Annotated in this window: 25 protein-coding genes and 1 pseudogene; 10 read left to right on the top strand and 16 right to left on the bottom strand. The window is 60.7% G+C overall.

Annotation, left to right across the window (positions count from 1 at the left end; genetic code table 11):
- Positions 1-47 precede the first annotated feature (47 nt).
- The 3 genes from IH404_RS08340 to IH404_RS08330 all read left to right on the top strand — a co-directional run bounded on the left by IH404_RS08340 (position 48) and on the right by IH404_RS08330 (position 3,654).
- Positions 48-1,298 (top strand): OprD family porin, encoded by a 1,251-nt coding sequence (locus IH404_RS08340; protein ID WP_194440272.1) that lies wholly within the window; start codon positions 48-50, stop codon positions 1,296-1,298.
- Between the two features lie 82 nt (positions 1,299-1,380).
- Complete coding sequence (locus IH404_RS08335; protein ID WP_005785886.1) at positions 1,381-2,280, top strand: polysaccharide deacetylase family protein; 900 nt, start codon at positions 1,381-1,383, stop codon at positions 2,278-2,280.
- A gap of 450 nt (positions 2,281-2,730) precedes the next feature.
- Positions 2,731-3,654 carry a hypothetical protein gene (locus tag IH404_RS08330; protein WP_194440271.1) on the top strand — a complete coding sequence of 308 codons (924 nt, stop codon included), beginning with the start codon at positions 2,731-2,733 and terminating at the stop codon, positions 3,652-3,654.
- A 66-nt stretch (positions 3,655-3,720) separates the two neighbouring features.
- On the opposite strand, the gene pcaC is transcribed toward IH404_RS08330, so the two are convergent.
- From pcaC to pcaR, 12 genes and pseudogenes are all read right to left on the bottom strand, one after another.
- The gene (gene pcaC, locus IH404_RS08325) at positions 3,721-4,113 is read right to left on the bottom strand and encodes a 4-carboxymuconolactone decarboxylase (RefSeq protein ID WP_005785883.1); all 393 of its coding nucleotides are present in this window, start codon (positions 4,111-4,113) and stop codon (positions 3,721-3,723) included.
- Between the two features lie 10 nt (positions 4,114-4,123).
- The gene (gene pcaD, locus IH404_RS08320; RefSeq protein WP_194440270.1) at positions 4,124-4,915 is read right to left on the bottom strand and encodes a 3-oxoadipate enol-lactonase; all 792 of its coding nucleotides are present in this window, start codon (positions 4,913-4,915) and stop codon (positions 4,124-4,126) included.
- Positions 4,916-4,925: 10 nt separating this feature from the next.
- The gene (locus tag IH404_RS08315; RefSeq protein WP_194440269.1) at positions 4,926-6,290 is read right to left on the bottom strand and encodes a 3-carboxy-cis,cis-muconate cycloisomerase; all 1,365 of its coding nucleotides are present in this window, start codon (positions 6,288-6,290) and stop codon (positions 4,926-4,928) included.
- A gap of 10 nt (positions 6,291-6,300) precedes the next feature.
- Positions 6,301-7,596, bottom strand: a complete 1,296-nt coding sequence (locus IH404_RS08310) for an MFS family transporter (RefSeq protein WP_194440268.1) — start codon at positions 7,594-7,596, stop codon at positions 6,301-6,303.
- Positions 7,597-7,694: 98 nt separating this feature from the next.
- Positions 7,695-7,814: pseudogene (locus IH404_RS27795) on the bottom strand (outer membrane lipoprotein carrier protein LolA); the annotation flags it as partial.
- Positions 7,807-8,373: a protocatechuate 3,4-dioxygenase subunit alpha gene (gene pcaG / locus IH404_RS08305; protein ID WP_005785876.1), complete on the bottom strand. Its 567-nt coding sequence runs from the start codon at positions 8,371-8,373 to the stop codon at positions 7,807-7,809. The pseudogene IH404_RS27795 and the gene pcaG, both read right to left, overlap by 8 nt.
- Position 8,374: 1 nt before the next feature.
- On the bottom strand, positions 8,375-9,079 hold the full coding sequence (pcaH, locus tag IH404_RS08300; RefSeq protein ID WP_005785874.1) for a protocatechuate 3,4-dioxygenase subunit beta: 705 nt from the start codon (positions 9,077-9,079) through the stop codon (positions 8,375-8,377).
- A 17-nt stretch (positions 9,080-9,096) separates the two neighbouring features.
- On the bottom strand, positions 9,097-10,299 hold the full coding sequence (pcaF, locus tag IH404_RS08295; RefSeq protein ID WP_194440661.1) for a 3-oxoadipyl-CoA thiolase: 1,203 nt from the start codon (positions 10,297-10,299) through the stop codon (positions 9,097-9,099).
- Entirely contained in the window at positions 10,296-11,075 is a 780-nt protein-coding gene (locus IH404_RS08290; protein WP_005785870.1) for a CoA-transferase subunit beta, read from the bottom strand. The genes pcaF and IH404_RS08290 overlap by 4 nt, the downstream gene beginning before the upstream one ends.
- Entirely contained in the window at positions 11,075-11,932 is an 858-nt protein-coding gene (locus IH404_RS08285) for a CoA transferase subunit A (RefSeq protein ID WP_005785868.1), read from the bottom strand. Before IH404_RS08285 ends, IH404_RS08290 begins: the two co-directional genes overlap by 1 nt.
- 270 nt (positions 11,933-12,202) lie before the next feature.
- Positions 12,203-13,543 carry an MFS transporter gene (locus IH404_RS08280; RefSeq protein ID WP_005785866.1) on the bottom strand — a complete coding sequence of 447 codons (1,341 nt, stop codon included), beginning with the start codon at positions 13,541-13,543 and terminating at the stop codon, positions 12,203-12,205.
- Positions 13,544-13,688: 145 nt separating this feature from the next.
- Entirely contained in the window at positions 13,689-14,531 is an 843-nt protein-coding gene (gene pcaR, locus IH404_RS08275; RefSeq protein ID WP_005785864.1) for a pca regulon transcriptional regulator PcaR, read from the bottom strand.
- Between the two features lie 566 nt (positions 14,532-15,097).
- Here pcaR and IH404_RS08270 point away from each other — a divergent pair.
- Both IH404_RS08270 and IH404_RS08265 read left to right on the top strand, forming a co-directional pair.
- Entirely contained in the window at positions 15,098-15,298 is a 201-nt protein-coding gene (locus IH404_RS08270; RefSeq protein ID WP_003189295.1) for a hypothetical protein, read from the top strand.
- 333 nt (positions 15,299-15,631) lie between these two features.
- Positions 15,632-17,107 carry an inorganic phosphate transporter gene (locus tag IH404_RS08265; RefSeq protein ID WP_003189291.1) on the top strand — a complete coding sequence of 492 codons (1,476 nt, stop codon included), beginning with the start codon at positions 15,632-15,634 and terminating at the stop codon, positions 17,105-17,107.
- A 255-nt stretch (positions 17,108-17,362) separates the two neighbouring features.
- Here the strand turns inward: IH404_RS08265 and ccoM are convergent, their stop codons facing one another.
- Both ccoM and IH404_RS08260 read right to left on the bottom strand, forming a co-directional pair.
- Complete coding sequence (ccoM, locus tag IH404_RS27965; protein WP_019817835.1) at positions 17,363-17,479, bottom strand: cytochrome c oxidase subunit CcoM; 117 nt, start codon at positions 17,477-17,479, stop codon at positions 17,363-17,365.
- A 143-nt stretch (positions 17,480-17,622) separates the two neighbouring features.
- On the bottom strand, positions 17,623-17,784 hold the full coding sequence (locus IH404_RS08260; RefSeq protein WP_005785860.1) for a hypothetical protein: 162 nt from the start codon (positions 17,782-17,784) through the stop codon (positions 17,623-17,625).
- A gap of 133 nt (positions 17,785-17,917) precedes the next feature.
- Between IH404_RS08260 and IH404_RS08255 the strand changes: the two genes are divergently transcribed.
- From IH404_RS08255 to IH404_RS08245, 3 genes are all read left to right on the top strand, one after another.
- Positions 17,918-18,790, top strand: a complete 873-nt coding sequence (locus IH404_RS08255) for a LysR substrate-binding domain-containing protein (RefSeq protein WP_005785858.1) — start codon at positions 17,918-17,920, stop codon at positions 18,788-18,790.
- A 91-nt stretch (positions 18,791-18,881) separates the two neighbouring features.
- The gene (locus IH404_RS08250; protein ID WP_005785856.1) at positions 18,882-19,352 is read left to right on the top strand and encodes a RidA family protein; all 471 of its coding nucleotides are present in this window, start codon (positions 18,882-18,884) and stop codon (positions 19,350-19,352) included.
- Positions 19,349-20,530, top strand: coding sequence for an aminotransferase class V-fold PLP-dependent enzyme (locus IH404_RS08245; protein ID WP_194440267.1), 1,182 nt, complete (start codon positions 19,349-19,351; stop codon positions 20,528-20,530). The genes IH404_RS08250 and IH404_RS08245 overlap by 4 nt, the downstream gene beginning before the upstream one ends.
- On the opposite strand, the gene IH404_RS08240 is transcribed toward IH404_RS08245, so the two are convergent.
- Positions 20,527-20,868 (bottom strand): hypothetical protein, encoded by a 342-nt coding sequence (locus tag IH404_RS08240; protein WP_005785853.1) that lies wholly within the window; start codon positions 20,866-20,868, stop codon positions 20,527-20,529. The two genes, IH404_RS08245 and IH404_RS08240, sit on opposite strands and share 4 nt — an antisense overlap.
- A 219-nt stretch (positions 20,869-21,087) precedes the next feature.
- Here IH404_RS08240 and rapA point away from each other — a divergent pair, with 219 nt between their 5' ends.
- Positions 21,088-23,934: an RNA polymerase-associated protein RapA gene (rapA, locus tag IH404_RS08235; RefSeq protein ID WP_005785851.1), complete on the top strand. Its 2,847-nt coding sequence runs from the start codon at positions 21,088-21,090 to the stop codon at positions 23,932-23,934.
- A gap of 186 nt (positions 23,935-24,120) precedes the next feature.
- Here rapA and IH404_RS08230 read toward each other — a convergent pair whose 3' ends face one another.
- Positions 24,121-25,500, bottom strand: a complete 1,380-nt coding sequence (locus tag IH404_RS08230; RefSeq protein ID WP_194440266.1) for an MFS transporter — start codon at positions 25,498-25,500, stop codon at positions 24,121-24,123.
- 252 nt (positions 25,501-25,752) lie between these two features.
- Between IH404_RS08230 and IH404_RS08225 the strand changes: the two genes are divergently transcribed.
- On the top strand, positions 25,753-26,121 hold the full coding sequence (locus IH404_RS08225; protein WP_032803342.1) for a YkgJ family cysteine cluster protein: 369 nt from the start codon (positions 25,753-25,755) through the stop codon (positions 26,119-26,121).
- Positions 26,122-26,144 lie beyond the last annotated feature (23 nt).

The following is a 26,144-nucleotide window of genomic DNA, read 5'->3' as shown; positions in this document are numbered from 1 at the left end:
ACCATGGCCGCCACCTGCATAAACCCAATAACAACAGGTCCAACGCCATGAGCACTTTTCACCCGCGCCAGCTGTTGCTGGCTGCCGCTGTCGGCAGTCTTGCCGTTCCTGCAATCGCCGAAGAACACGGTTTTCTTGAAGATGCCAGCGCCAACCTCAACCTGCGTAACTTCTTCTTCAACCGCAATTACACCAACCCGACCAAGGCCCAGGGTGGCGCACAGGAGTGGACGCAGAGTTTCATCCTCGACGCCAAGTCCGGCTTTACCCAAGGCACCGTGGGTTTTGGTGTGGATGTGCTGGGCCTGTACTCGCTCAAGCTTGATGGCGGGCGCGGCACGGGCGGCACTCAGTTGCTGCCGCTGGACCATGATGGCCGTCCGGCGGATGAGTTCGGGCGCCTGGGCGTGGCGTTCAAGGCGCGGTTTTCCAAGACCGAGGTCAAGGTGGGCGAATGGATGCCGGTGCTGCCGATCTTGCGTTCCGACGACGGCCGCTCCCTGCCGCAGACCCTGCGCGGCGGGCAGATTACCTCGAAGGAAATCGACGGCCTGACCCTGTATGGCGGCCAGTTCCGCGCCAACAGCCCGCGTGACGACGGCAGCATGAGCGACATGTCGATGTTCGGCAAAGCCGCCTTCACCTCCGACCGCTTCAACTTTCAGGGCGCCGAATACGCGTTCAATGACAAGCGTACCCAGGTTGGTGTGTGGAACGCCCAGCTCAAGGACATCTACAGCCAGCAGTATCTCAACCTGATCCACAGCCAGCCTGTCGGCGCCTGGACTCTGGGCGCCAACCTGGGGTTCTTCTACGGCAAGGACGACGGCAGCGCACGCGCCGGTAGCCTGGACAACAAAACCTGGTCCGGTTTGTTCTCGGCCAGGTATGGCGGCAACACCTTCTACGTTGGCCTGCAAAAACTCACCGGCAACAGCGCCTGGATGCGCGTCAACGGCACCAGCGGCGGCACCCTGGCCAACGACAGCTATAACTCGAGTTACGACAACGCCGAGGAAAAATCCTGGCAAGTGCGCCACGACTACAACTTCGCCGCCCTCGGCGTACCGGGCCTGACCTTGATGAACCGCTACATCAGCGGCAGCAACGTACACACCGGCACCGTCACGGACGGCAAGGAGTGGGGCCGCGAAAGTGAAGTGGGCTACACCGTGCAGAGCGGCGGCCTGAAAAACCTCACGGTGCGGTGGCGTAATTCGAGCATGCGCCGCGACTACAGCAACAACGAATTCGATGAAAACCGGTTGATCGTCAGCTACCCGATAAGTCTGCTGTGAACCGGCGCCGGACTTACTGTATGGTGCGCGCCTGCCGCTGCTGATCCCCCCAGCAGCGGCCTTTATCGAGCCTGCGTACCTGATGAAACCCTTTGCCGCAGCGAGCGTAGTGTTTGCCTTGGCCCTGAGCCTGAGCGGCTGCATCGGCGCGCCCATTGCCCTGACACCGGCAACCCAGCAACGCTTGCAAGCCCAGGCACCGATCCGCTTCCTGTTGACCTTCGATGACGGCCCAAGCGCCTCGGGCTACAACAACCCGAGCCGTTCGGTAGTGGCCGACCTGGCCAATAACCCGGTGTTGCCGGGGATCAAGGCGGTGTTCTTCCTGCAGACCGAAGCGGCCCGCTCAGGTGGCAGTTCTCGGGGGCGCAAGACCATGGAACGTGAATTCGCCGCTGGCCATGTCCTGGCCTTTCACACGGCGACGGCGTTTCATACCAATCACCGCTGGCTGAACGATGCAGAGCTGGAACGCACCCTTTCCGAAGGTACGGCAGACATTGCCGCCATCACCGGCACGCCGCCCATGCTGGTACGCCCACCGTTCTGGAACTACGACCGCCGTACCTTCGCCGCCTACCAGCGGCATGGCATGCACGTACTGCTGACGGACCTCAGCGCCAATGACGGCAAGATCTGGGGCTTCAACGCCAGCCCGCGCCGGCGGGCCAATTTGTATCGGCAGCTGTCGGTCGTGCGTGAGCGCATCGCGCTGGGTGAACTGCCGATGGTTGAAGGCGTGATACCGGTGGTAGTGACCTTCCATGACATCAACCGCTACACCGCCCGGCATATGCAGGAGTATTTGCAGATCCTGATGGACAGCGCGCGGATCAACGGTTTGAAGACCGGTGTCGAGCCGTTCTACACCGACCACGCCATGCTGGAACGCGCAGCACTGGCACGTACCGTGAAGGATGTGAATGAAGAGGTCCATCTGCCGGGTGTATGGAACTGGATATGGGATGCGGACTCACACTGAAAGCTACAAACAATTACAACAGTAAGATATTTAAGTCAGACAGGTAGTCCCATCCTGCCCCACCACGCCCACCTCATTAACCACCCACAGACCATAAGCCTTTTAAATACGTAGGAAAGTGAAACAAGTGGCGTTGGAACTCAGTACTCCTTCCCGCCCACTATCGGATCAGTAGTTCGCAAGACTTACCGCGCACTGCCCAACCTTCTCACGCTTGCCAACCTTTAAAAGGACTTAGTCATGTTGACAACTCCCTTACAGAACAACTATTCGCACAGCCTTTACAACCCTAACGAAAAATCCATTCACTGAGATAAAAAACACTCAGACTCCCCCCACCCACTGCACCGTAAAGAAAATAACTTTCTACCGGCGAACACCGCCAAATCTGCGCGCTTCGCGAAGGATCAGGTTGCTACCTCGCTGGCCGGCCAGCGTGTTAACTCCTCGATGGATAAACCCGTCAATTCCGCAGCCACTGCTCCAGCACAACAGCCCATGGAATCAAGCCCCATCACCGAAATGCCACGCGCCCTCACCAGTACCCCGACCACTCACACGTACGATAACGGTAACGTCAAGATCACCTCGGCAACGGCTCATGAAGGCAGTTTTCACGGCGTTCCCATGCTGCGCAACAAAGTCACCATCGAAACCGGTAATAGTGCAGACAAGGTTCACCTCAAGAGTCTTCCGGACATTGGGGTCGTCGCAGAAATAAACGGCAGGCGATACCTGTTACCGGTTCAGAATGCTGGCGGCATGACCGAGACCGTGGAAATAAAAACCAAGGGTGGCGATGACCACGTCACGATTGCAGACGACATCTGGTTCCAAACCACTGTGAGTCTTAACGACAACCACACGGTTTCCGGGACCAATGGCTATACCTCCGCCCCCGAGTCAGCGGGCGTGAAAACATTCTCGCAACCCGGAATCATCGCCATTGCACCTCACCTGCAAAAAGGCGCCGAGTTCAAACATGACGAGACCACATTCAAGTTCTCGCCAAACGCCAACCCAAGGCAGTTCGGCGACGGCGTCATGCAAATCACCGCCGGCAGCGGCAATGACACTATTCGTATCAGCGCAGCAGAAGACAATTCATTGTTAGCTGAAGTGAATGGGCAACAATTCCTCCTGCCTATTAAAAACGATCCAGCAGGTGGTTCCAGGCTGTTCATTCAAGCCGGAGACGGAGACGATAAAGTCACCATCGACTCTAATGTAAAGAACTATGCCTTTATCAACATGGGCGAGGGTAAGGCAGGCACTTTATACAGTGGCGGCGGGTTCGTTTCGGGTGAAGAAGAGCCCAATTTGAGGCAGCGCTATACCACGCAAAACTACAAACCTGTCGGGACCAGTGCCTGAACCCCACGCGAGCGTAATGTCATGAATACTGCCCGCCCGATGATCACAGGCGGGTCTTCTCGCCAATTACGCGCGCGATTCAACCCCGAGTTCATCCCACACCGACTCGGCCAAGTGAAACGTCGCATTCGCCGCCGGTATTCCGCAATAGATCGCACTCTGCATCAGCACTTCCTTGATCTCGGCGCGGGTCACACCATTGCTGGCGGCCGCACGCAGGTGCAGCTTGAGCTCTTCACTGCGGTTCATGCCGATCAACATGGCGATGGTGATCAGGCTGCGGGTATGCCGAGGCAGCCCGGGGCGCGTCCAGATATCGCCCCAGGCATGGCGCGTGATCATTTCCTGGAACTCGCTGTTGAACTCGGTCAGGGCATTGAGGCTGCGGTCGACATGGGCATCGCCCAGCACTTCGCGGCGCACCTGCAGGCCATCGGCGTAACGTTGTTTCTCGTCCACAAAACGCTCCTCAGCGAGCCAGCAGAAAGTTGATCACACGGTCGCTGAAGGCAGCGCCGGCTTGCACGTTGGACAGGTGCGCCGCATAGAACTCGGCGTACTCGGCGCCCTGCACATGGTGCTGGATAAAGTGGCTGCCAGCCGGCGGTGTCACCGCGTCTTCAGTGCCGGCAATCACCAGGGTCGGCACCTTGATCGACGACAGTTGCTCACGAAAATCCGCGTCGCGCACGGCGCCGCAATTGGCGGCGTAGCCCTCGGGCGATGTGGCCGCGAGCATGTCGGTGATCTGCTTGGCCTGGTGCGGGTTGGCCGCAGCGAAATCCGCGGTAAACCAGCGCGCAATCGAAGCATCGCGCAGCGCCACCATCGCAGCGGCGCCGTCACGCAGGACCATTTCGATGCGGGGGTTCCAGACCTCAGGCGTGCCGATCTTGGCGGCGGTATTGCACACCACCAGGCGCTGCAAACGCTCGCCGGCGTGGATGCCCAGCCATTGGCCGATCAAGCCGCCCATAGACAGGCCGCAAAAGTGCGCACGCTGGATATCCAGCGCATCCAGCAACGCAAGCACGTCGCGCCCCAGTTGTTCGATGCTGTAGGGCCCCTCGGTCACCAGGGACTTGCCGTGACCGCGGGTATCGAAACGCAACACGCGAAAATGCTCGGTGAACGCCGGGATCTGCACGTCCCACATGTGCAGGTCGGTGCCCAGGGAGTTGGACAGTACCAGCACCGGTGCATCCACCGGCCCATCCAATTGGTAATGCAGTTCGCCCTCGGCGAGTTGTACAAAAGCCACAGCGGTCTCCTCAGGCAGTCAACGCAAAGTGTTCAGTCACGGCACGCGTGACCCAGGTCTGGGCTTGGCCCAGGTAATGGGCCGGGTCGAGCAGGTGGTCCAGTTCAGCCGCTGACAACTCGGCAGTCACCTGGGGCTCATCCGCCAGCACGGCGCGCAAGTGACGCTGCTCGGCTACGGCGCGTTTGCAGCATTGCTCCAGCAGGTGGTGTGCGGTATCGCGGCCCAGGCGTTGGGCAAGCACGATGCTGACTGCTTCAGCCAACACCAGGCCCTGGGTCAGGTCGAGATTCTGCACCATGCGCGCGGTATCGACCTCCAGCCCTTCACTCACCAGCAGCGCCTGTTGCAAGGCGCCGGACACCAGGCGGCAAATCTCTGGCAAGGTTTCCCATTCGGCGTGCCACAGGCCAAGGCTGCGTTCGTGCTCCTGGGGCATGGCGCTGAACATGGTCGCCACCAGGCCCGGCACGCGGGTGGCAGCGCTGATCAATACGGCGGCGCCTACGGGGTTGCGTTTGTGCGGCATGGTCGATGAACCGCCCTTGCCCGGCGCGGCGGGCTCAAACACTTCTGCCGCCTCGGTTTGCATCAACAGGCTGATGTCGCGACCCAGTTTGCCGAGGCTGCCGGCGATCAGACCGAGCACGCTGGCAAATTCCACCAGGCGATCGCGCTGGGTGTGCCAGGGCTGTTCCGGCAAGCCCAGTTGCAACTCGGCGGCCAAGGCTTCGGCAACAGGCATGGCGTGTTCACCGAGCGCAGCCAAGGTGCCGGACGCTCCGCCGAATTGCAGCACCAACAGGCGCGGTTTCAATTCGGCAAGGCGCTGGCGACTGCGTGTCACCGCGCCCAGCCAACCGGCGATCTTCATGCCCAGGGTGACCGGCGTCGCGTGCTGCAGCCAGGTGCGTCCGGCCAGGGGCACAGCGGCATAACGCTGCGCCTGGGCAGCCAGGACGTCCCCCAGGCGCACCAAATCCGCCTCGATCAACACCAGCGCCTGGCGCACTTGCAGCACCAGGCCGGTGTCCATCACATCCTGGCTGGTCGCGCCCAGGTGCACATAACGCTCGGCGTCGGCCTCTTCACTGGCGATCAACTTGCCCAGCGCCTTTACCACTGGAATCGCCGAATTACCCGCCGTGGCAATGGCCGCGCCAAGCGCATCGACGTCATACAGCGAAGCCAGGCACGCCTGGGCAATCGGCGCGACGGCAGCCTGGGGAATCAGCCCGACCCGAGCCTGGGCCCGGGCCAGCGCCGCCTCGAAATCCAGCATGCCCTGCAAGCGTCCCTGGTCACAGAACACTTCGGCCATGCTGGCGGCGGTGAAGTAAGCGTCGAACAGTTGATTGCTCGTGCGCAGCGTCATAACTCATCCCTTACAAATCGTGATGCAGGTACGCCGCCTGTTTAGGCAGGCGCAAGCTGAACAGGAAGGCCACCGCCATCATCGCAGTGACGTACCAATAGAAGGTGTTTTCCATACCGATGGATTTCAGGCTCAGTGCGACCACTTCCGCCGAACCGCCAAACACCGCGTTAGCCACGGCATATGCCAGGCCCACACCCAAGGCACGCACCTGGGGCGGGAACATCTCGGCTTTGACCAGGCCGCTGATGGAGGTGTAGAAGCTGACAATCGCCAGGGCCAGGGTGATCAGTACAAACGCCAGGAACGGGCTGGTCACGGTTTTCAAGGTCAACAGGATCGGCACGGTGAACAAGGTGCCAAGGCCGGCGAACCAGAGCATGGAGTTACGTCGGCCGATCTTGTCGGCCAACATGCCGAACAGCGGCTGCATGCACATGTACAGAAACAGCGCGCCGGTCATGATGTAGCTGGACGTCTTGGCGTGCATACCGACAGTGTTAACCAGGTACTTCTGCATGTAAGTGGTGAACGTGTAGAAAATCAGCGAGCCGCCAGCGGTGTAGCCCAGCACAGTGATGAAGGCTTTGCCGTGGTCACGGAACAGCGCGACGATGCTGCCGGCGTCCTTGTCCTGACGCATTTCCTTGCTGGTTGTTTCTTTCAGGGTGCGACGCAGCAGCAGGGAGATCACCGCTGCGATGGCGCCGATTACAAACGGAATGCGCCAGCCCCAGGCACGCAGTTCTTCTTCGCTGAGGATCTGTTGCAGGATCACCACCACCAGCACCGCCAGCAACTGGCCGCCGATCAGGGTCACGTATTGGAACGAGGCAAAGAAACCGCGCTGGCCCTTGAGCGCAACTTCACTCATGTAGGTCGCCGTGGTGCCGTACTCGCCCCCCACCGACAAACCCTGGAACAGCCGCGCCACCAACAGCAGCGCCGGCGCCCAGGTACCGATGTCGTTATAGGTGGGCAGGAAAGCGATAACCAGTGAACCGGCGCACATCATCAGCACCGAGATCATCATCGAATTTTTGCGCCCGTGCTTGTCGGCCACCCGGCCAAACAGCCAGCCGCCGATCGGCCGCATCAGGAACCCGGCGGCGAACACACCGGCGGTGTTGAGCAGTTGCACCGTGGGGTCGTCCGAGGGGAAAAACGCCGGGGCAAAATAGATTGCGCAGAAGGCGTAGACGTAGAAGTCGAACCATTCGACCAGGTTGCCGGAGGAAGCCCCGACAATCGCAAAAATCCGTTTGCGGCGTTCTTCTCCGGTGTAGTGACTCGTTGTTGTTGTCATGGTTTTTTACTCAGTGGGAACGGTTATAGCCTAGACATACTTTGCAACAACCATGTTCCGCAAGCAGACTTTTGGGTAGGCACTGCCTGAGACCTCATCACTGTAGGAGCGAGCTTGCTCGCGAAAAACCTGAGAGCACCGCGTTCATTCAGGCTACCCGCGTTATCGTTGGCGATTTTCGCGAGCAAGCTCGCTCCTACAGGCAGACCGTCAGTAATCGAAGAACACCGTTTCCTTGTCTGTCCCCTGCAAAATCACATTCCACTGATACACACCCTGCGCATCCGCCTTGGCAATCAAGGTGCTACGACGCTCAGCCGGTACACACGCCAACAGCGGGTCATCGCCGTTGAGTGCCTCACCGTCAAAATAAATCCGCGTGAGCAAGTGCTTTACCAACCCACGGGCAAACACCAGTACCACCAGATGCGGCGCCTGAGTCGTGCCTTTCAATCCCGGCACACTGCCTGGCTTGATGGTGGTAAAGCGGAAGCGCCCCTCGGCATCCACCGGCACCCGGCCAAAACCTTCAAAGTGCGGATCGACCGCCTTGTCTTGCTCGTCCTCAGGGTGGTCATATTTACCGGCAGCATTGGCCTGCCAGACTTCCAGCATGGCGTCGTTGACGACATCACCGTTGCCGTCCACTACCTGGCCGCTGATCGCCACGCGCTCGCCGAGTGTGGCGGCTACGGTCATGTCTTCACGGTTCAGCCAGGTCAGGCCGATGTGGTAATACGGCCCGACGGTGTGGGACGTGGTCGCGTTGAGTGTCATCTCATTTCTCCATCGGCGTGGCGTCGCGGCCGCGCAGGACGATGTCCCAGCGGTAACCGAGGGCGTAGGAAGGGACGGTTTTTTCCAGGTCGAAACGCGCGATCAGGCGTTCCTTGGCGCGGGTATCCGGAACGCAGTTGTAGATCGGGTCGTATTCGAGCAATGGGTCGCCAGGGAAATACATCTGCGTCACCAAGCGCGTCAGCACACTGGGGCCGAACAGCGAAAAGTGGATATGCGCCGGGCGCCATGCATTGTGATGGTTGCCCCACGGGTAGGCGCCGGGCTTGATGGTCTGGAACTGGTACCAGCCATCGGCGTCGGTAACGGTACGCCCGGTGCCGGTGAAGTTCGGGTCCAGCGGCGCGTCGTGCAGGTCACGCTTGTGGTTGTAGCGCCCGGCGGCGTTGGCCTGCCAGATCTCCACGAGAATGCCCGGCACCGGCAAGCCATTCTCGTCCAGCACACGGCCATGAATGATGATGCGCTCGCCTTGGGGCTCGCCTTCATGCTGGGCGGTCAGGTCGTTGTCCTTGTCATTGATGCGCTCGGCGCCGATCGTCGGGCCGGTGATTTCCGACAATGAATGGGGCAGGAACACCAACGGCTGGGACGGCGAACGCAGGTTCGTCGACTGATACGCCGGGTGCAGGTAATCAGGTTGAGTGCCCGCTTGCGGGCGCCGGTAACCAGGCTTGTCACTCATGGAGCCATCCTCTTTTATTAGACGCGTTCAATCGCCAGGGCCAGGCCTTGGCCGACGCCCACGCACATGGTCGCCAGGCCTTTGCTGCCGCCGGTTTTTTCCAACTGGTGCAGGGCCGTCAACACCAGCCGTGCACCGCTCATGCCCAGTGGATGACCCAGCGCAATGGCACCGCCGTTCGGGTTGACCTGGGGTGCATCGTCGGCAATACCCAGTTCGCGCAGCACCGCCAGACCCTGGCTGGCGAAGGCTTCGTTAAGCTCGATCACGTCGAAGTCGGTGACCGCCAACCCCAGGCGTTCCACCAGCTTGCGCACCGCCGGCACCGGGCCGATACCCATTACGCGCGGTGCGACACCGGCACTGGCCATGCCCAACACCCGGGCGCGGGCTGTGAGGCCGTGCTTCTTGACGGCATCGGCGGATGCCAGAATCAGCGCAGCAGCACCGTCATTGACCCCCGAAGCGTTGCCGGCGGTGACGGTCTTGTCCGGGCCGTTGACCGGCTTGAGTTTGGCCAGGGCTTGCAGGCTGGTGTCCCGCGGGTGTTCATCGTGTTCCACCAGGGTTTCGCCTTTTTTATGGGCGACCCGTACCGGCACGATTTCCTCGGCGAAGAAACCGGCGGCTTGCGCAGCGGCGGTACGCTGTTGGCTGCGCAAGGCGAAAGCGTCCTGGTCGGCGCGGGAAACCTGGTAGTCGTCGGCGACGTTATCGGCGGTCTGCGGCATGGCATCCACACCGTACTGGGCCTTCATCAACGGGTTGATGAAACGCCAGCCGATGGTAGTGTCTTCCAGCTTCATGCTGCGCGAAAACGCTGCATCGGCCTTGCCCATCACGAACGGAGCACGGGACATCGACTCGACGCCGCCAGCAATCGCCAGCTCCATTTCGCCACTGGCAATAGCGCGAAAGGCCGTGCCGATGGCATCCATGCCCGAGGCGCACAGACGGTTGAGGGTCACGCCCGGAATGCTCTCCGGCAGCCCCGCCAGCAACAGTGCCATGCGCGCCACGTTACGGTTGTCTTCGCCGGCCTGGTTGGCGCAGCCCAGGAAGACTTCGTCCACCGCGTCCCAGTTCACCGAAGGGTTGCGCTCGATCAGGGCCTTGATCGGCAGCGCCGCCAGGTCATCGGCACGCACCGTGGACAGCCCACCGCCGAAACGACCGATCGGTGTGCGAATGGCATCACAGATAAATACCTCGCGCATCAGGCTTCTCCCGGTGCTTGGCCATGGGCGGCGGCGGTGCGGGCTTCAAGCTCGCGCAGCGCGGTCAGCTCTGTCTCGGTCGGTTCAGCCGTGGTGCTGACCTGGTCGGCAAAGCGAATCGCCCAGCCGGTGGCAGCGACCACTTGCTCACGGGTCACGCCGGGGTGCAGCGCGGTGACCACGAACTCATGGCTGCCCTCCTCCGGTTCCATGATGCACAGGTCGGTAATGATGCCGACGGGGCCGGCACCGGGCAGGCCAAGACGCTTGCGCGAGTCGCCACCTTCGCCGTGACCGACGGAGGTGATGAAGTCCAGTTTGTCGACAAACGAACGGGACGACTGTTTAAGGATGATCAGCACGCTCTTGGCGGAACCGGCGATCTCCGGCGCCCCACCGGCACCCGGCAAACGCACTTTGGGCTGGTGATAATCACCGACCACGGTGGTGTTGATATTGCCGAAACGGTCGACCTGGGCCGCACCGAGAAAGCCCACGTCAATGCGCCCGCCCTGCAGCCAATAGCGAAAGATCTCACCGGTGGGCACCACAGTGTCGGCGGTCTCGGCCAGTTCGCCATCGCCGATCGACAGTGGCAACACGCTGGGCTTGGCACCAATCGGGCCAGACTCGTAGATCAACACCACATCGGGTGAGGACGTCAGCCGCGCCAGGTTGGCGGCCTTGGACGGCAGGCCGATACCGACGAAGCACACCGAGCCGTTCTTCAAACGGCGTGCAGCGGCGACGGTCATCATTTCATTAGTGGAGTAGGTCATTACTTGGCCTCCTGCGCGGTGGCCAGCTTGGCCTGGAACTCGCTGAAATCAGCAGTGCCGTGGATAAATTCATCAATCCAGGCGGTAAAGGTCCCACGGTCGCGAGCAATCGGATCCCACGCCTGGTAGAAGCGGTTATCCCGCTCGTTGTAGCCGTGAGCGTAGGAAGGATGTGCGCCACCCGGCACATGGCACACCGCAGTCAGTGCCCAGGTCGGCAACACGCAACTGTTCATCGGCGCATTGAGGTCATCGACGATTTCTTCCACGGTGACAATGCAACGCTGAGCCGCAAGGGCCGCTTCCTTCTGTACCCCGAGAATGCCCCAGAGCAACACGTTGCCCTTGCGATCGGCTTTCTGCGCGTGAATCACGGTGACATCCGGACGTACCGACGGCACCGCCGCCAGCACTTCGCCGGTGAATGGGCACGTAACGGTCTTGATCAGTGGGTTGACCTTGGGCAAGTCGGAACCAGCGTAGGCACGCAGCACCGCGAACGGCAGGCCCGAGGCACCGGCGACGTAGGCATTGGCCAAGTCGGCGTGGCTGTGTTCTTCGATCTCCAGCGGTTGCGGCCATTGCTTCTCCACCGCGTCGCGCAAACGATGCAGGGAGCCCACGCCCGGGTTGCCGCCCCAGGAAAAAATCAACTTGCGCGCGCAGCCAGCACCGATCAATTGGTCGTAGATCAGGTCGGGCGTCATACGCACCAGCGTCAGGTCTTTCTTACCCTGACGAATGATTTCATGACCTGCGGCCGTAGGGATCAGGTGGGTAAAACCTTCGAGAGCGACGGTATCGCCGTCGTTCACAAAGCGCTTGACCGCATCACGCAGGGTGAGGATTTCAGCCATGGGGTTGGGCTCCCGGTGTTGATCGAAAAAGGCGCTGAGGTGGCGCCGAAGTGCTTGAAGATTAAGCCGGGTAAATGGGCCGAACAATCCGATAATCGACTCAGCGTTCGATTATCGAACGGATTGTTGTCTAGCTAATCGTCTAAGCGAACGCAATTCAAATGTGGGAGGGGGCTTGCTCCCGATAGCGGTGGATCAGCCAACAAATTTTTTGACTGACACCCCGCAATCGGGAGCAAGCCCCCTCCCACATTTGAGTCCCATCAAGGCTTAAGTGGCGTCGGCATGGCTGACCATGCCCTTGATCAACACGGCTGCAGTGGCGAGTGCCGCCGGAATCACCAGTGCCGTGAGCACCTGCTCGAAATTCCAGCCCAGGCCCAGCAAGGTGGCCCCCATCCACGCGCCCAGGATCGCGCCGAAGCGGCCAATGCCAAGCATCCACGACACACCGGTAGCACGCCCCTGGGTGGGGTAGAAACGTGCGGCCAGGGACGGCATCGCCGACTGCGCACCGTTGACGCACATCCCGGCGATCAGCACTAACGTTGCCAATAAAGTGATATTGCCAAGGCTTTGCCCTACCGCGTAGGCAAACACCCCGGCCAGCAGGTAGAAAGTACCGATCACTTTGTGCGGGTTGAACCGGTCCATCGCCCAGCCCACGCCCACTGCGCTCAACACCCCGCCAAACTGGAACAACGCGCCGATAAATGCCGCCTGCTCCATGCTGGCGCCACTGTCGCGCATCAAGGTGGGCAGCCAACTGGTCAGCAGGTAAACAATCACCAGGCCCATGAAGTAAGTGAGCCACAGCAGCAAGGTGCCGGTGCTGTAGGTGCCCGAGAAAATCACCGCGAACACGTTGCGAGCCTTGACGGTTGTTTGCTCCGGCACGCTGAAGCTGCCGGCCTGGGCCACGATATTGGGCTCAATGGGTGCCAGGGCCTTGCGTACCTTGTCGGTACCGCGATTACGCACTACCAGGTAACGCGCCGACTCCGGCAGCCACACCAACAGCACCCCCGCCAGGATCAATGGCAGGATGCCGCCGATCAGCAACAAGCTGTGCCAGCCAAACGCCGGGATCAACTTGGCCGAGATAAACCCACCACCGGCCATGCCCAGGTTGAAACCGCAGAACATGCTGGTGACCAACAACGACTTATGACGCTCGGGGGTGTATTCGGAGAGCAAGGTCGTGGCATTGGGCATACCCGCGCCCAGACCCAGCCCGGTCAGAAAGCGCAGCACTAGCAACTGGTCGACATTAGTGCTGTAGGCCGAGGCCAGGCTGAACGCGCCAAATACCAGTACCGCACCGACCAACACGACTTTGCGACCAAAGCGGTCGGCCAGCGGGCCGGACCCGAGTGCGCCGAACACCATGCCGATCAACGCGGCGCTCATCACCGGGCCAAGGCTGGCGCGGTCGATGCCCCAGTCCTGGGACAGGGCCGGCGCAATAAAACCCATCGCCGCCGTATCGAGGCCGTCAAGAAAGACAATCAGGAAACACAGGATCACCACGCGCCACTGGTAGCGTGACAATGGCTGGGTGTTGATGAAGGACTGCACGTCCAGGGTGGTACCGACAGAAGGCTGATTCATTATTTTTATTCCACACCGATGGCGGGCCGATGACCTCAGGTCATCATTATTGTTAGGCGGCGCTTTGAAGCGCTGCCGCACATTAATAAGCCAGGGGAAACACCGTCAATCGAGCCGACCGGGATCTGTGCGGTCACCGAACAGCTTAGGCAAACAGTTGCGCGCTCAACTCACGGCTGGCGGTGAGCATACTCGGCAGGAAACGCTGTTCCAGCTCGCTGCGGCTGACGCGCCCGGCATGGGTGCTGACGTTCAGTGCGGCCAACACCTGGCCGGATGCGTCATACACCGGCACCGCGATGGAACGCAGGCCCTGCTCCAATTCCTGATCGACGATGCACCAGCCTTGCTGACGTACCTGTTGCAAGCACTCGAACAAGGCTTCGGGAGTCGTGAGCGTGCGGCTGGTCTTGGTTTGCAGGTCTGCGTGGTCGAGGTAATCCTGCAGCGAGGCATCATCCAGGGCCGCCAGGAGGATGCGCCCCATGGACGTGCAATAGGCCGGCAGCCGACCACCGACTGAAAGGTCCACGGAAATCAGACGCTGAGTCGTGGCCGAACGTGCGATGTAGAGAATATCGTCGCCTTCAAGGGTGGCCATGTTGCAGGCTTCATGGAGCTGCTCGCTCATGCGGTCCAGATAAGGCTGGGCCGAGACGGCCAACGGTGTGGACGACAAATAGGCATGACCGAGCGTCAGCACTTTAGGCAATAGCGAGTAGGTACGCCCATCCGTGGTGGCGTAGCCGAGTTTGATCAAGGTATGCAGGCAACGGCGCACAGCGGCGCGGGGGATTTCCGTGCGGTGGCTGATCTGGGCGATGGTCAGGTGACGCTTGCGCTCCTGGAACGCTTGCACCACGGCCAGGCCACGGGCCAGGGACGTCATGAAGTCCGGATCACCGGTGAACGCCTGGATGCGCTTGGCCGGTGAAGCCACGATCGGCGGCGCCACTGATGCGAAGGAGTTGCGCAATTGATCGTTCATTTCCAGGGTCCTGTCTCTTGTTCTTACCACGGGAGGGTTGGCCGCTATTACAAGCCGGGCCGGTCGCGATGCACAAGCCAGCGCCAGCAACATTGGGCGATTATCGGACGATCATGCGATTATCGCAATTTGTCAGGCTAGGGCAGCCGCCGCCGCGGCCAAGTTTCAGATTTGCCTGATGAACCTGGGAAGTGCGGACATTTACGCTTTTATTTAGAACCGGTGGCGACAATATGATGACGCTGTTCACAAATAGTGATGCCCACCCATAACACCCTCCCCTGCACCGTTGACGCTTTTTAACTTTATGATGATAGTGTTATTCAAATGCGCCGCTATAATGCAACCTGTGCAGAGGTCGGCCCGGTATCACTATCGGGATGGGAGCTCGCCAGGCGCTGGAGGACGTAAGCCGCGCCGGCCACAAGTAGCCGCTTAAAAGAACTGCCCTCAGGCCTGCTTTTCAACTTGAACGGTTTTCTACTGTTTTATTTGGAATCGCCCGAGGACGACTGTTGAAGCGCGACACTGCGCAATCAATAAACTTCACACAATTAGGTAATACTGTGACGAAAGATGAACTGCGCGCCGAACTTGAGCGCCAGGAGCAACGTTACAAGGACGTCTACGGCGGAGAAGTCACCACCTACGCCGCGCAACCTGAGCCGGAACGCAAGCCATGGCGCAAACGCGCCAGCCTGCTGGATCAGGCATTTGCCCAGGAAATCCAGAAGATCGAACAGGAACTCAAAACCGAAGAGCCATAAGCGCTTCGGTGCGAGTAGGCAGGGCCCTGCTGTCTCTGCCGGTCCGCCACCGGCAGGGAGCCCCTTGCGTCAGCGCCCGTTGGTCAGTCGCTTACAGCCGCGCACGAAATTTCATACAAATGTTTCAGGCATGACGTTTTCATGACAAATGCCGGCCTTTTGCGGCCTGCGCTTTATAAATCAAAGACTTGCCAAAGCCCCGAAAACCCTGGGATGCGTCCGTTTTGCCCGGGCTTGTGCGACGAAGATTGTTACCGATGAGCAGCTAATGCATCGATTACCGATGTTTTCTGGCATAATCGCGCCCCCTTACGACCGGGTCAGAAAACCTTCATGATCGATTTATTCAGCGGACTGGATGCTTGGGTTCTAGTGAGCCTGCTGCTCGCCCTGGCCTTTGTCCTCGCCTTCGAGTTCATCAATGGCTTTCATGACACCGCTAACGCGGTGGCCACAGTCATCTATACCAAAGCCATGCCGCCACACCTGGCCGTGTTCTTCTCCGGGGTCTTCAATTTCCTCGGCGTGTTGCTCGGTGGTGTCGGTGTCGCCTACGCCATCGTGCATTTGCTGCCGGTGGAGTTGCTGATCAATGTGAACACCGGCCATGGCCTGGCGATGGTCTTCTCGTTATTGGCGGCGGCGATCACCTGGAACCTGGGCACCTGGTACTTCGGTATTCCCGCCTCCAGCTCCCACACCCTGATCGGCTCGATCCTCGGTGTCGGCCTGGCCAACGCCCTGATCAACGACATCCCCCTGGCTGACGGTGTGAACTGGCAGAAGGCTGTGGATATCGGTGCATCCCTGGTGTTCTCGCCGATGGCCGGCTTCCTGGTCGCAGCCCTGGTGCTGATCGGCCTGAAGTGGTGGCGCCCGCTGTCGAAGATGCACAAGACCCCGGACCAGCGCCGCAAGCTCGACGACAAGAAGCATCCGCCGTTCTGGAACCGCCTGGTTCTGGTGATCTCGGCCATGGCCGTGAGCTTCGTGCACGGCTCCAACGATGGTCAGAAAGGCATCGGCCTGATCATGCTGGTGCTGATCGGTATCGTGCCGGCGCAGTTCGTATTGGACCTGGGCAGCACCACCTACCAGATCGAGCGTACCCGTGACGCAACCCTGCACCTGAACCAGTTCTACCAGCGCAATCACGAGACCCTCGGCGAGTTCCTGGCCCTGGGCAAAAGCGTGAAGGATGATCTGCCGGGCAAATTCCGCTGCAACCCGCAGCAGACCGAGCCGACGATCAACGCGCTGCTGGGCACCCTCAAGGGCGTCTCGGACTACCACTCGCTGACCGCAGATCATCGCATCGAAGTGCGTCGCTACCTGCTCTGCCTGGACGACACCGCGAAGAAAGTCGGCAAGCTGCCTGGGCTGGATTCCCGTGAGAAATCCGACCTCGACAAGCTGCGCAAAGACCTGACCGCCACCACCGAGTACGCCCCGTTCTGGGTGATCCTCGCGGTTGCACTGGCCCTGGGCCTGGGCACCATGGTGGGTTGGAAGCGCGTGGTACTGACCATTGGCGAGAAGATCGGCAAGCAGGGCATGACCTATGCCCAGGGCATGTCGGCGCAAATCACCACCGCGACCATGATCGGCTTCGCCAACATCTTCGCCCTGCCGGTGTCCACCACGCACGTGCTGTCTTCCGGTGTGGCAGGTACCATGGTTGCCAACAAGAGCGGCCTGCAAGGCGGCACCGTCAAGACCATCCTGATGGCCTGGGTATTGACCCTGCCAGCAACCGTCGGCCTGTCGGCCGGGTTGTTCTGGCTGGCGTCCAAGGCATTGGGCAACTGATAGCCGGCCGGCCATAAAAAAGGTGCGATCCGCGAGGGTCGCACCTTTTTTTATATCCAAGCGCACCGCCGTCCACCTGTGGGAGCTGGCTTGCCTGCGATTGCGCAGTAACAGTTGATGAATATATGAGCTGACCCACCGCGATCGCAGGCACGCCTCCCACATTTTTCACCTTCTGCCATCAATTGACAGCCAAAAAAAAGGGCGACCGAAGTCGCCCAAAATGCCTTGCGTGCCCATGTAACCCGGAAAGACTTAAGGTTTTTTACGCTTGTTCGCGTCTTTCCAGATAAAAAATCCAAACCCTACAAAAAACAGCACCATGAGGCTGACAGTCAGCACTCCGGCAAAAACCACATTATCGAAAAACATGACCGGCCTCCTGCACGTGCCCTGTTGCGATAGGGCTAAGTTAAGGGAGAAGGCGCAGTGGGAAATTGACCAGGATCAATGTCGCCCGCAACGGGGCGTAAAGAAGGGTAATAACTGACCTGCATCAACAGATGCAGGCGGTTTCAACGCTTTTTCGGTTTGTTCTTCGACTTCTTCTTGGGTTTGCCCAAGGGCATGGCTTGTTCAAAGGCTTGGCGCACTTCATTCAAGCGTTTGTCATTGAGGTCGTGCACGCGCTTGGCGCGTTCGGCATTCAGGTCGATCAGCTTGTCGTCATCACTCATGGCTTGGCTTACGTCGTGGCGGGAATGGCCCAATAATGCGGCCTGCCCCGCCCAACGGCAAATCAGCGGGCGACAAAATGCAGGTCATCGACCAAAATCGGCACTTTCCCCCTTACCCAGGAGGCGCCATCCGGTGGCCTTGCACAACGACCTTCCACCGCTATTGGCCCTGCGCGCCTTCGAGGCCGTGGCGCGGCACTTGAGCTTTATCAAGGCAGCGGGCGAATTGTCGGTGACCCAAAGTGCGCTGAGCCACCAGGTGCATAAGCTTGAACAGCATTTGGGCAAGCCGCTGTTTATCCGGCGTACCCGTGCGATTGATCTGACCTTGGCCGGGCAACATTACTACGACCAAATCCGCCCAGCCCTAGACGCCATCGCTACAGCGACACGCAGCCAACGGGGTGTACCCAGCACCAGCGTGTTGCGCATCGGCGTATTGGCGTCTTTCGCCACGCTATGGCTGGCACCGCGTCTGGCCGAGTTTCTACAGCGCTACCCGCACATCCAGGTGGAGTTGCTGCCCGCGATTCAACTGGCCAATGTCGCCACGGCCGAAGTTGACCTGGCCATCCGTTACGGCAAGGGCGATTGGCCCGACGTGCAGGCCACGCGCCTGATGGCCGAAACCTTGTCACCCGTGTGCAGCCCCGCGTTCAAGGCCAGCCAGGTAACCAAAGCCCCCCTACTGATGGCGACCTCGCACCGTCCTTTCGAGTGGACGGATTGGGCCGCCCATTACCAGGTCAACCTCGATCACCACCCCAGGGTGATGCTGCATGACTACAACATCGTGGTCGAGGCTACCGTGGCCGGCCAAGGTATCGCCATGGGCCGCCATCGCCTGATCGAACGCAGGCTTCAGGACGGCAGCCTGGTGGAGGCCTTTGACTGGCCGCCCTATCACAGCGAAATCGGCTATTGGCTGATCACTCCCCAGGGCCCACTCGGCGAAGCAGCCGAATGCTTCAGCCAGTGGTTGAAGCACCTGTGTGCGGATGGGTGAGTTTTTTCGATACGTCGATTGAGATCTATCCGTTTGTCGTCCATCGCAACAGCCAACATGCTCAAACCTCCTGAACCCAGAGGTTTTCAGCATGACCGATTCCATTCGCCAACGCGTACACACACTCGGCCTGACACTGCCCACACCCAGTCAACCGGCTGCCAATTACATCAACCATGTCGTCAGCCAACACCAGCTGTTCATTTCCGGGCAAATTCCCATACTCGATGGCAAACCCGCCTACATAGGCCGGCTGGGCGATTCCCTCAGCGATGAAGAAGGCGCCCAGGCGGCGGAACTGGCGGCGCTGGGCCTGCTGGGGCAATTGAGCGACGCGCTGGGCGATGACCTGTCGCGCGTGGTGCGCATCCTGCGTCTGGGCGTCTTCATCGCCAGCAACGCTGATTTCCAACGCCAGAGCGTGGTCGCCAATGGCGCCTCGAACCTGCTGGTCAACGCCCTCGGCGACAAAGGCCGGCACGTACGCACCGCCGTAGGCGTCAGCAGCTTGCCGGCTGGCGTCGCCGTGGAGGTGGATGCCATTTTCGAGCTGCAGCCATGAGCCCGCTGGACGTCCAACAACTGCGGGAGGCCACGCCCGGTTGCCAGTCGGGCCTTGTGCACTTCAACCATGCCGGGGCGTCCTTGCCCAGCCAGGCGACGCTGGACGCCATCATCGAACAGTTGCAACACGAAGCCCGCAACGGCCCGATGGAAGCTGGCGAACAGGGCGCCGTGCTGGTGGAAAACGCCCGCCGCGCCGCCGGGCAACTGCTCAATGCACCGCCCTCCTCGATCGCCTTCGCCAGCAGTGGCTCAACGGCCTGGAGCATGGCGTTCCAGGCGCTGGGACCCTGGCGGCCGGGCGACCGTATCCTGGTGGGGCGCCATGAATGGGGCGGCAACCTGGCGAGCATGGAGTTGGCCGTGCAAGCGGGCGCGCGCGTGGAAGTCATTCCCTGTGATGCCACCGGCGCGGTTTGCCCGGTAGCCCTGGAAGCGATGCTCGACGCCCACGTGAAGCTGATCGACCTTGCCTGGCTGCCGGCCAACGGCGGCCTGATCAACCCGGCCCAGGCCATCGGCGAAGTGGCTCGTCGGCACGCCATCCCCTACTTTATCGACGCAGGCCAAGCCGTCGGCCAATTACCGGTGGATGTGCAAGCGTTGCAGTGCGACGTGCTCAAATCCGCCGGCCGCAAACACCTGCGCGGCCCGCGCGGTACTGCACTGCTGTATGTCAGGCCGGATTTTCCTGGGCAACTGAACCCGGCGCAACGCGACGTGTTTTCGGCGCCCTGGACCACCGACGGCTTCGACCTGCGCAACGACGCCCGGCGCTTCGAAACCAGCGAAGTGTCCGTCGCCCTGCTGGCGGGCTTGGGCAATGCACTGCAAGAGATCAATCGACTGGGGATCGAGCGGGTGTGGGAAAGGGTCTCGCAGACCAGCGCCCGAATCCGCGAAGCGCTGCATCAGATACCTGGGATTAGCCTGCATGACCTGGGCAATGAACATTCGGGCTTGATCGCTTTCAACCTGGCCGGCTGGGATAGTTTTGAACTCAAGCGGCGCTTGGGGTTAAAGCGCATCAACATCGGTGCCAACGGCGTGGCCTATACGCCGCTGGATATGCAAGCACGTGGGTTGCGCAGCATTGCGCGCCTCTCCGTCAGCCCACTCAACACCGATGACGATATCGAACTGTTGATCAAGGCCCTGCATGAATTGAACGCTTAAACCTCGATGTCCACCCACAAGCCCTGGCGCGGCGCGTCTTCGATCAGCGGCGCCACGGGCACCGTGTTGTCAGCATTGAGCAAGTCGCCGGGGATAGGCAAATGCTGCTCGACGTCATCGTCGGCTTCGCGCCGACGCTTGTGCTGCTCCTGCTGACGACGCTGCTCTTCGCGCAACAGAAAGGTCGATTGCTCGGCATCGCCTTTTTTCAGGTCGATCGTGCTCTCGCTGGAGCCCGGTTGAACGGGCACCACCGGCGGAATATCCGGCTTCTGGCGTGCCGGATCGAGTTGCGACGTGACCGGCACAACACTGACGGGCAGCATGGGTGGCAGCATGATAGTTATTCTCCTGATCAACAGGCTGTCGGCGGGTTGCAGGGCGACTTGAGCGCAGGCTCGCCAAGCTGTGACTCAGTCGACACTCGCAAGTGCCCGCCACCCGTCGATTCAGCACTCTGCCCGCCGGCCAAACGGAGTAGTTTTTGTCAGAGTCCTTGGGCGCAAGGGCTTGTTCCGTTAAGATAGTCGGCTTTTTCACGGCGGGAGTCAGGCAGCATGGCGCAGCAGTATCAACCGGGGCAACGCTGGATTAGTGACAGCGAAGCAGAGCTGGGGTTAGGCACCGTTCTGGCACAGGACGGGCGCTTGTTGACCGTGCTCTATCCGGCCACTGGCGACACCCGCCAGTATGCGCTACGGAATGCGCCCCTCACTCGTGTGAGGTTTTCGCCGGGTGACACCATCACCCATTTCGAAGGCTGGAAAATGACCGTACAGGAAGTCGACGACGTCGACGGCCTGCTGGTCTACCACGGCCTCAATGGGCAGAACGAGCAGGTCACCCTGCCGGAAACCCAACTGTCCAACTTCATCCAGTTCCGCCTGGCCAGCGACCGTCTCTTCGCCGGGCAGATCGATCCGCTGGCGTGGTTCTCGCTGCGCTACCACACGCTGGAACACACCAGCCGCCAGTTGCAGTCCTCGTTGTGGGGCCTGGGCGGTGTGCGTGCACAACCTATTGCGCACCAACTGCACATCGCCCGTGAAGTCGCTGACCGTATCGCGCCGCGGGTCTTGCTGGCTGACGAAGTGGGCCTGGGCAAGACCATCGAAGCGGGCCTTGTGATCCATCGCCAACTGCTCTCGGGCCGCGCCAGCCGCGTGCTGATCCTGGTCCCGGAAAACCTGCAGCACCAGTGGCTGGTGGAAATGCGCCGCCGCTTCAACCTGCAGGTCGCGCTGTTCGACGAAGAACGCTTCATCGAAAGCGATGCCACCAACCCGTTCGAAGACACCCAGCTTGCACTCGTTGCGCTGGAATGGCTGGTGGACGACGAGAAGGCCCAGGACGCGCTGTTCGCCGCCGGCTGGGACTTGCTGGTGGTCGACGAAGCGCACCACCTGGTGTGGCATGAAGACAAGGCCAGCGCCGAATACTCGCTGGTCGAACAACTGGCTGAAGTGATCCCAGGCGTGCTGCTGCTCACCGCCACCCCGGAACAACTGGGCCAGGACAGCCACTTTGCGCGCCTGCGCCTGCTGGACCCGAACCGCTTCCACGACCTGCAAGCCTTCCGCGCCGAGAGCGAAAACTATCGCCCGGTGGCCGAAGCCGTGCAGGAGCTGCTGGACAAGGGCCGCCTGTCGCCGACCGCACACAAGACCATTCAAGGCTTCCTCGGCGACGAAGGCGAAGCCCTGCTCACCGCCGTCAACGATGGCGACACCGAGGCCAGTGCACGCCTGGTACGTGAACTGCTGGACCGCCACGGCACCGGTCGCGTGCTGTTCCGCAACACCCGCGCTGCCGTGCAAGGCTTCCCCGAGCGCAAGCTGCACGCCTACCCGCTGCCAAACCCGGATGAATACCTCGAACTGCCTTTGGGCGAACACGCCGAGCTGTACCCGGAAGTCAGCTTCCAGGCACAACCGGATATCGAGGAAGAACACCGCTGGTGGCGCTTCGACCCGCGTGTCGAGTGGCTGATCGATCAGCTGAAAATGCTCAAGCGCACCAAGGTCCTGGTGATCTGCGCCCACGCCGAAACCGCCATGGACCTGGAAGACGCCCTGCGCGTGCGCTCCGGCATCCCGGCCACGGTGTTCCATGAGGGCATGAACATCCTCGAGCGTGACCGCGCCGCCGCTTACTTTGCCGATGAAGAGTTCGGCGCCCAGGTGCTGATCTGTTCGGAAATCGGCAGTGAAGGCCGCAACTTCCAATTCTCCCACCACCTGGTGCTGTTCGACCTGCCGTCCCACCCCGACCTGCTGGAACAGCGTATCGGCCGTCTGGACCGGATCGGCCAGAAACACGTGATCGAACTGCACGTACCCTACCTGGAAACCAGCCCGCAACAGCGCCTGTTCCAGTGGTACCACGAAGCGCTCAACGCCTTCCTCAACACCTGCCCGACCGGCAACGCCTTGCAGCATCAGTTCGGCCCGCGCCTGCTGCCATTGCTCGAAGCCGCCGACGACGGCGAGTGGCAAGCCTTGATCGACGAAGCCCGTGCCGAGCGCGAGCGCCTGGAACAAGAGCTGCACACCGGTCGTGACCGCTTGCTGGAACTCAACTCCGGCGGCGCCGGTGAAGGCGATGCGCTGGTCGAGGACATCCTTGAGCAAGACGACCAGTTCGCCCTGCCGATCTATATGGAAACCCTGTTCGACGCCTTCGGCATCGACAGCGAAGACCATTCGGAAAACGCGCTGATCTTGAAACCCAGCGAAAAAATGCTCGACGCCAGCTTCCCCCTGGGCGACGACGAAGGTGTAACCATCACCTACGACCGTAACCAGGCGCTGTCGCGTGAAGACATGCAGTTCATCACCTGGGAACACCCGATGGTGCAAGGCGGCATGGACCTGGTGCTGTCCGGTTCCATGGGCAACACCGCCGTGGCACTGATCAAGAACAAGGCGCTCAAGCCGGGCACTGTGCTGCTGGAACTGCTCTATGTCAGCGAAGTGGTCGCCCCGCGCTCGCTGCAACTGGGCCGTTACCTGCCACCGGCCGCCCTGCGCTGCCTGCTGGATGCCAATGGCAACGACCTGTCGGGCCGCGTGTCGTTCGTGACCTTGAACGACCAACTGGAAAGCGTACCGCGAGCCAGCGCCAACAAGTTCGTGCAGGCCCAGCGCGACCAGCTCACACCGCGCATCAACGCCGGTGAAGAGAAGATCGCCCCGCGTCACGCCGAGCGTGTGGCCGAGGCCAAGCGTCGTCTGGCCGCAGACACCGATGAAGAACTGGCGCGCCTGACCGCGTTGCAAGCGGTCAACCCCACCGTGCGTGACAGCGAGCTGGTTGCCTTGCGCAATCAACGCGAGCAAGGCCTGGCCATGCTCGACAAGGCGGCGCTGCGACTGGAAGCGATTCGGGTGTTGGTGGCGGGCTGATCATTCGCTGTCAGTAGAAGGCCCGCGCAATGCGGTAATGCTGTTCAGTTAAGGCTTTTTGTAGGAGCGAGCTTGCTCGCGAAAAACCACAGGCGCCGCGTTCAATCAGGAAACACGCGTATCGTTGACGTTTTTCGCGAGCAAGCTCGCTCCTACAGAGGGCGATGTACGCTTAACTGAACAGCATTACGCGCAATGCGGGCCTTTTTTATTTGCCTTCAGGGCCGTTGCCGCAGAAACCGGCACCTCAACCGCACTCAACCCATCCTTCATGCGCTTGGCATCACGTACAAAACTGCGCGAGGCCTGAAACAGAAACAGCATGGTCAGGAACAGCGCCACCGGAATCAGGTACATGGCGTCATGCAACCCCACGGCTTTATAAGCCTCAGTCATTTGCTCTGCCCCGGCCGCATACATCGCCGAATGGGCAAAGTGATCGGACAGCGCCCCGACCACCACCGGCCCCATGCCACCGCCGAGCAAATACAGGCCTGCAAAGAATAGCGCCATGGCCGTGGCACGCAGGCGCGGTTCGACCACGTCCTGGATCGCGGTATACACGCAGGTATAGAAATTATAGGCAAACAGCCAGCCCACACTGAACAGCGCGACAAACACGCCTATCTCGATACGCCCGGCATGCAAGGCCCAGGCGGTAGTCACCGTGGAGATGATCAAGCTGCACGCAGCAAACAGCAGACGGCCGTTGGCGACCCGCTGATGGATCTTGTCGGCAATCCAGCCACCCAGGGTCAAGCCCACCAGGCCGGTCAAGCCGACGATCACACCGGTGGCGACGGCAGCGTCCTGCAACGGCAGGAGGAAATAGCGTTGCAGCATCGGCACCAGGAACGAGTTGCACGCATACGTGGCAAAGTTAAAGCACAACCCGGCCAGCACCAGCCACAGGAAGGTCGGCACCGCCAGTACGCGGCGGATCGGGCGGTCGACACGCTCCTGGGACACTTGCACGGTTTCCGCCGCGCCGCGCTTAGGCTCTTTGATATAGAACATGAACACCGCCAGGATCATCCCGGGCACGGCGGCGATAAAGAACGGGGCACGCCAGCTATCAAACGCCTTGACCATCGCGCCAATGGTGAAAAACGCCAGCAGCAGCCCCAACGGCAGGCCGAGCATGAAAATCCCCATGGCCCGGGCGCGGCGATGGGCGGGGAACAGGTCGCCGATCAGTGAATTGGCCGCCGGTGCATAGCTGGCTTCCCCGATGCCGATGCCCATACGCACCAACAGGAAGGTCCAGAAACTCCCGACCATGCCATTGACCGCCGTCAGCCCGCTCCAGGCGAACAGGCCCCAGCCCATCAATTTGCTGCGCGAGCCGGTGTCGGCCAGTCGCCCGAGCGGCAGGCCGGCAAGGGCGTAGACGATGGTAAAGGCGGTGCCGATGATACCGAGCTGAAAGTCGCTCAGGTGCCATTCCATGCGGATCGGCTCGATGATGATCGCGGGGATGGTGCGATCGAAGAAGTTGAACAGGTTGGCCAGGAACAGCAGGAACAGAATGCGCCAGGCATTCGCCGCTTGGGTCGAGTTCTGCATGGGTCCGTCTCTTTTATTGTTATGAGCGCTACGATGCCCGATGCATCCTGCCCGGTACCTGCAACATAGTCAGCTGAGGCGCGGTTGTCTGTAATGATTCGTAAAGCTGATAGGGCATGATTTCACCCGGTAACACGGGGATTTGTCCCACAAAAATATAAGTGCGCGCCCCCCTTCCCAACGGCCATGGCACGGATAGAATGGCGAGCCTTCCTGTAACACCCCCAACCTACTTTCTTATTGATGACGCCCATGTCCGAAGCCAGTCCGTGTCTGAATTGCGGTGCCTGCTGTTCACACTTTCGCGTGTCTTTCTTTTGGGGTGAGTGCGCCTCATCCGGGGGCACGGTGCCCGATGATCTGGTGGTGCAGATCAACCCGACCCGGGTGGCGATGATCGGTACCGATCAAAAGCCTGCGCGCTGTTGCAGCCTTGAGGGCGAAGTGGGCAAAAGCACCAGTTGCTCGATCTATGCACAGCGTTCGAGCCCGTGTCGCGAGTTCGATGCTTCCTGGAGCCAGGGTGTACAGAACGTTGATTGCGATGCTGCCCGTGCTGCCTTCGGCCTGGCCCCTTTGCAAGCTCCGCCGTTTGAACTGGACCTGCCCATCAGCGCTTAGCACCAAACGCTATGCACAGCATG

It is taken from the genome of Pseudomonas sp. OST1909 (assembly GCF_015277575.1).
Lineage (GTDB): Bacteria > Pseudomonadota > Gammaproteobacteria > Pseudomonadales > Pseudomonadaceae > Aquipseudomonas > Aquipseudomonas synxantha_A.
Note: the sequence above shows the minus strand (reverse complement) of the source record. Positions and strands in the feature narration are given on the sequence as shown.

What these genes read in the sequence shown, in the direction of transcription:
- IH404_RS08310 (WP_194440268.1), bottom strand. Translation starts at nt 7,596, where the DNA reads ATGACAACAACAACGAGTCACTACACCGGAGAAGAACGCCGCAAACGG.
- IH404_RS08315 (WP_194440269.1), bottom strand. Translation starts at nt 6,290, where the DNA reads ATGACGCTGCGCACGAGCAATCAACTGTTCGACGCTTACTTCACCGCC.
- IH404_RS08230 (WP_194440266.1), bottom strand. Translation starts at nt 25,500, where the DNA reads ATGCAGAACTCGACCCAAGCGGCGAATGCCTGGCGCATTCTGTTCCTG.
- IH404_RS08335 (WP_005785886.1), top strand. Translation starts at nt 1,381, where the DNA reads ATGAAACCCTTTGCCGCAGCGAGCGTAGTGTTTGCCTTGGCCCTGAGC.
- rapA (WP_005785851.1), top strand. Translation starts at nt 21,088, where the DNA reads ATGGCGCAGCAGTATCAACCGGGGCAACGCTGGATTAGTGACAGCGAA.
- IH404_RS08260 (WP_005785860.1), bottom strand. Translation starts at nt 17,784, where the DNA reads ATGAGTGATGACGACAAGCTGATCGACCTGAATGCCGAACGCGCCAAG.
- IH404_RS08340 (WP_194440272.1), top strand. Translation starts at nt 48, where the DNA reads ATGAGCACTTTTCACCCGCGCCAGCTGTTGCTGGCTGCCGCTGTCGGC.
- pcaG (WP_005785876.1), bottom strand. Translation starts at nt 8,373, where the DNA reads ATGACACTCAACGCGACCACGTCCCACACCGTCGGGCCGTATTACCAC.
- IH404_RS08245 (WP_194440267.1), top strand. Translation starts at nt 19,349, where the DNA reads ATGAGCCCGCTGGACGTCCAACAACTGCGGGAGGCCACGCCCGGTTGC.
- pcaR (WP_005785864.1), bottom strand. Translation starts at nt 14,531, where the DNA reads ATGAACGATCAATTGCGCAACTCCTTCGCATCAGTGGCGCCGCCGATC.
- pcaH (WP_005785874.1), bottom strand. Translation starts at nt 9,079, where the DNA reads ATGAGTGACAAGCCTGGTTACCGGCGCCCGCAAGCGGGCACTCAACCT.
- IH404_RS08285 (WP_005785868.1), bottom strand. Translation starts at nt 11,932, where the DNA reads ATGGCTGAAATCCTCACCCTGCGTGATGCGGTCAAGCGCTTTGTGAAC.
- ccoM (WP_019817835.1), bottom strand. Translation starts at nt 17,479, where the DNA reads ATGTTTTTCGATAATGTGGTTTTTGCCGGAGTGCTGACTGTCAGCCTC.
- IH404_RS08290 (WP_005785870.1), bottom strand. Translation starts at nt 11,075, where the DNA reads ATGACCTACTCCACTAATGAAATGATGACCGTCGCCGCTGCACGCCGT.
- IH404_RS08265 (WP_003189291.1), top strand. Translation starts at nt 15,632, where the DNA reads ATGATCGATTTATTCAGCGGACTGGATGCTTGGGTTCTAGTGAGCCTG.
- IH404_RS08240 (WP_005785853.1), bottom strand. Translation starts at nt 20,868, where the DNA reads ATGCTGCCACCCATGCTGCCCGTCAGTGTTGTGCCGGTCACGTCGCAA.
- IH404_RS08250 (WP_005785856.1), top strand. Translation starts at nt 18,882, where the DNA reads ATGACCGATTCCATTCGCCAACGCGTACACACACTCGGCCTGACACTG.
- IH404_RS08280 (WP_005785866.1), bottom strand. Translation starts at nt 13,543, where the DNA reads ATGAATCAGCCTTCTGTCGGTACCACCCTGGACGTGCAGTCCTTCATC.
- IH404_RS08330 (WP_194440271.1), top strand. Translation starts at nt 2,731, where the DNA reads ATGGATAAACCCGTCAATTCCGCAGCCACTGCTCCAGCACAACAGCCC.
- IH404_RS08225 (WP_032803342.1), top strand. Translation starts at nt 25,753, where the DNA reads ATGTCCGAAGCCAGTCCGTGTCTGAATTGCGGTGCCTGCTGTTCACAC.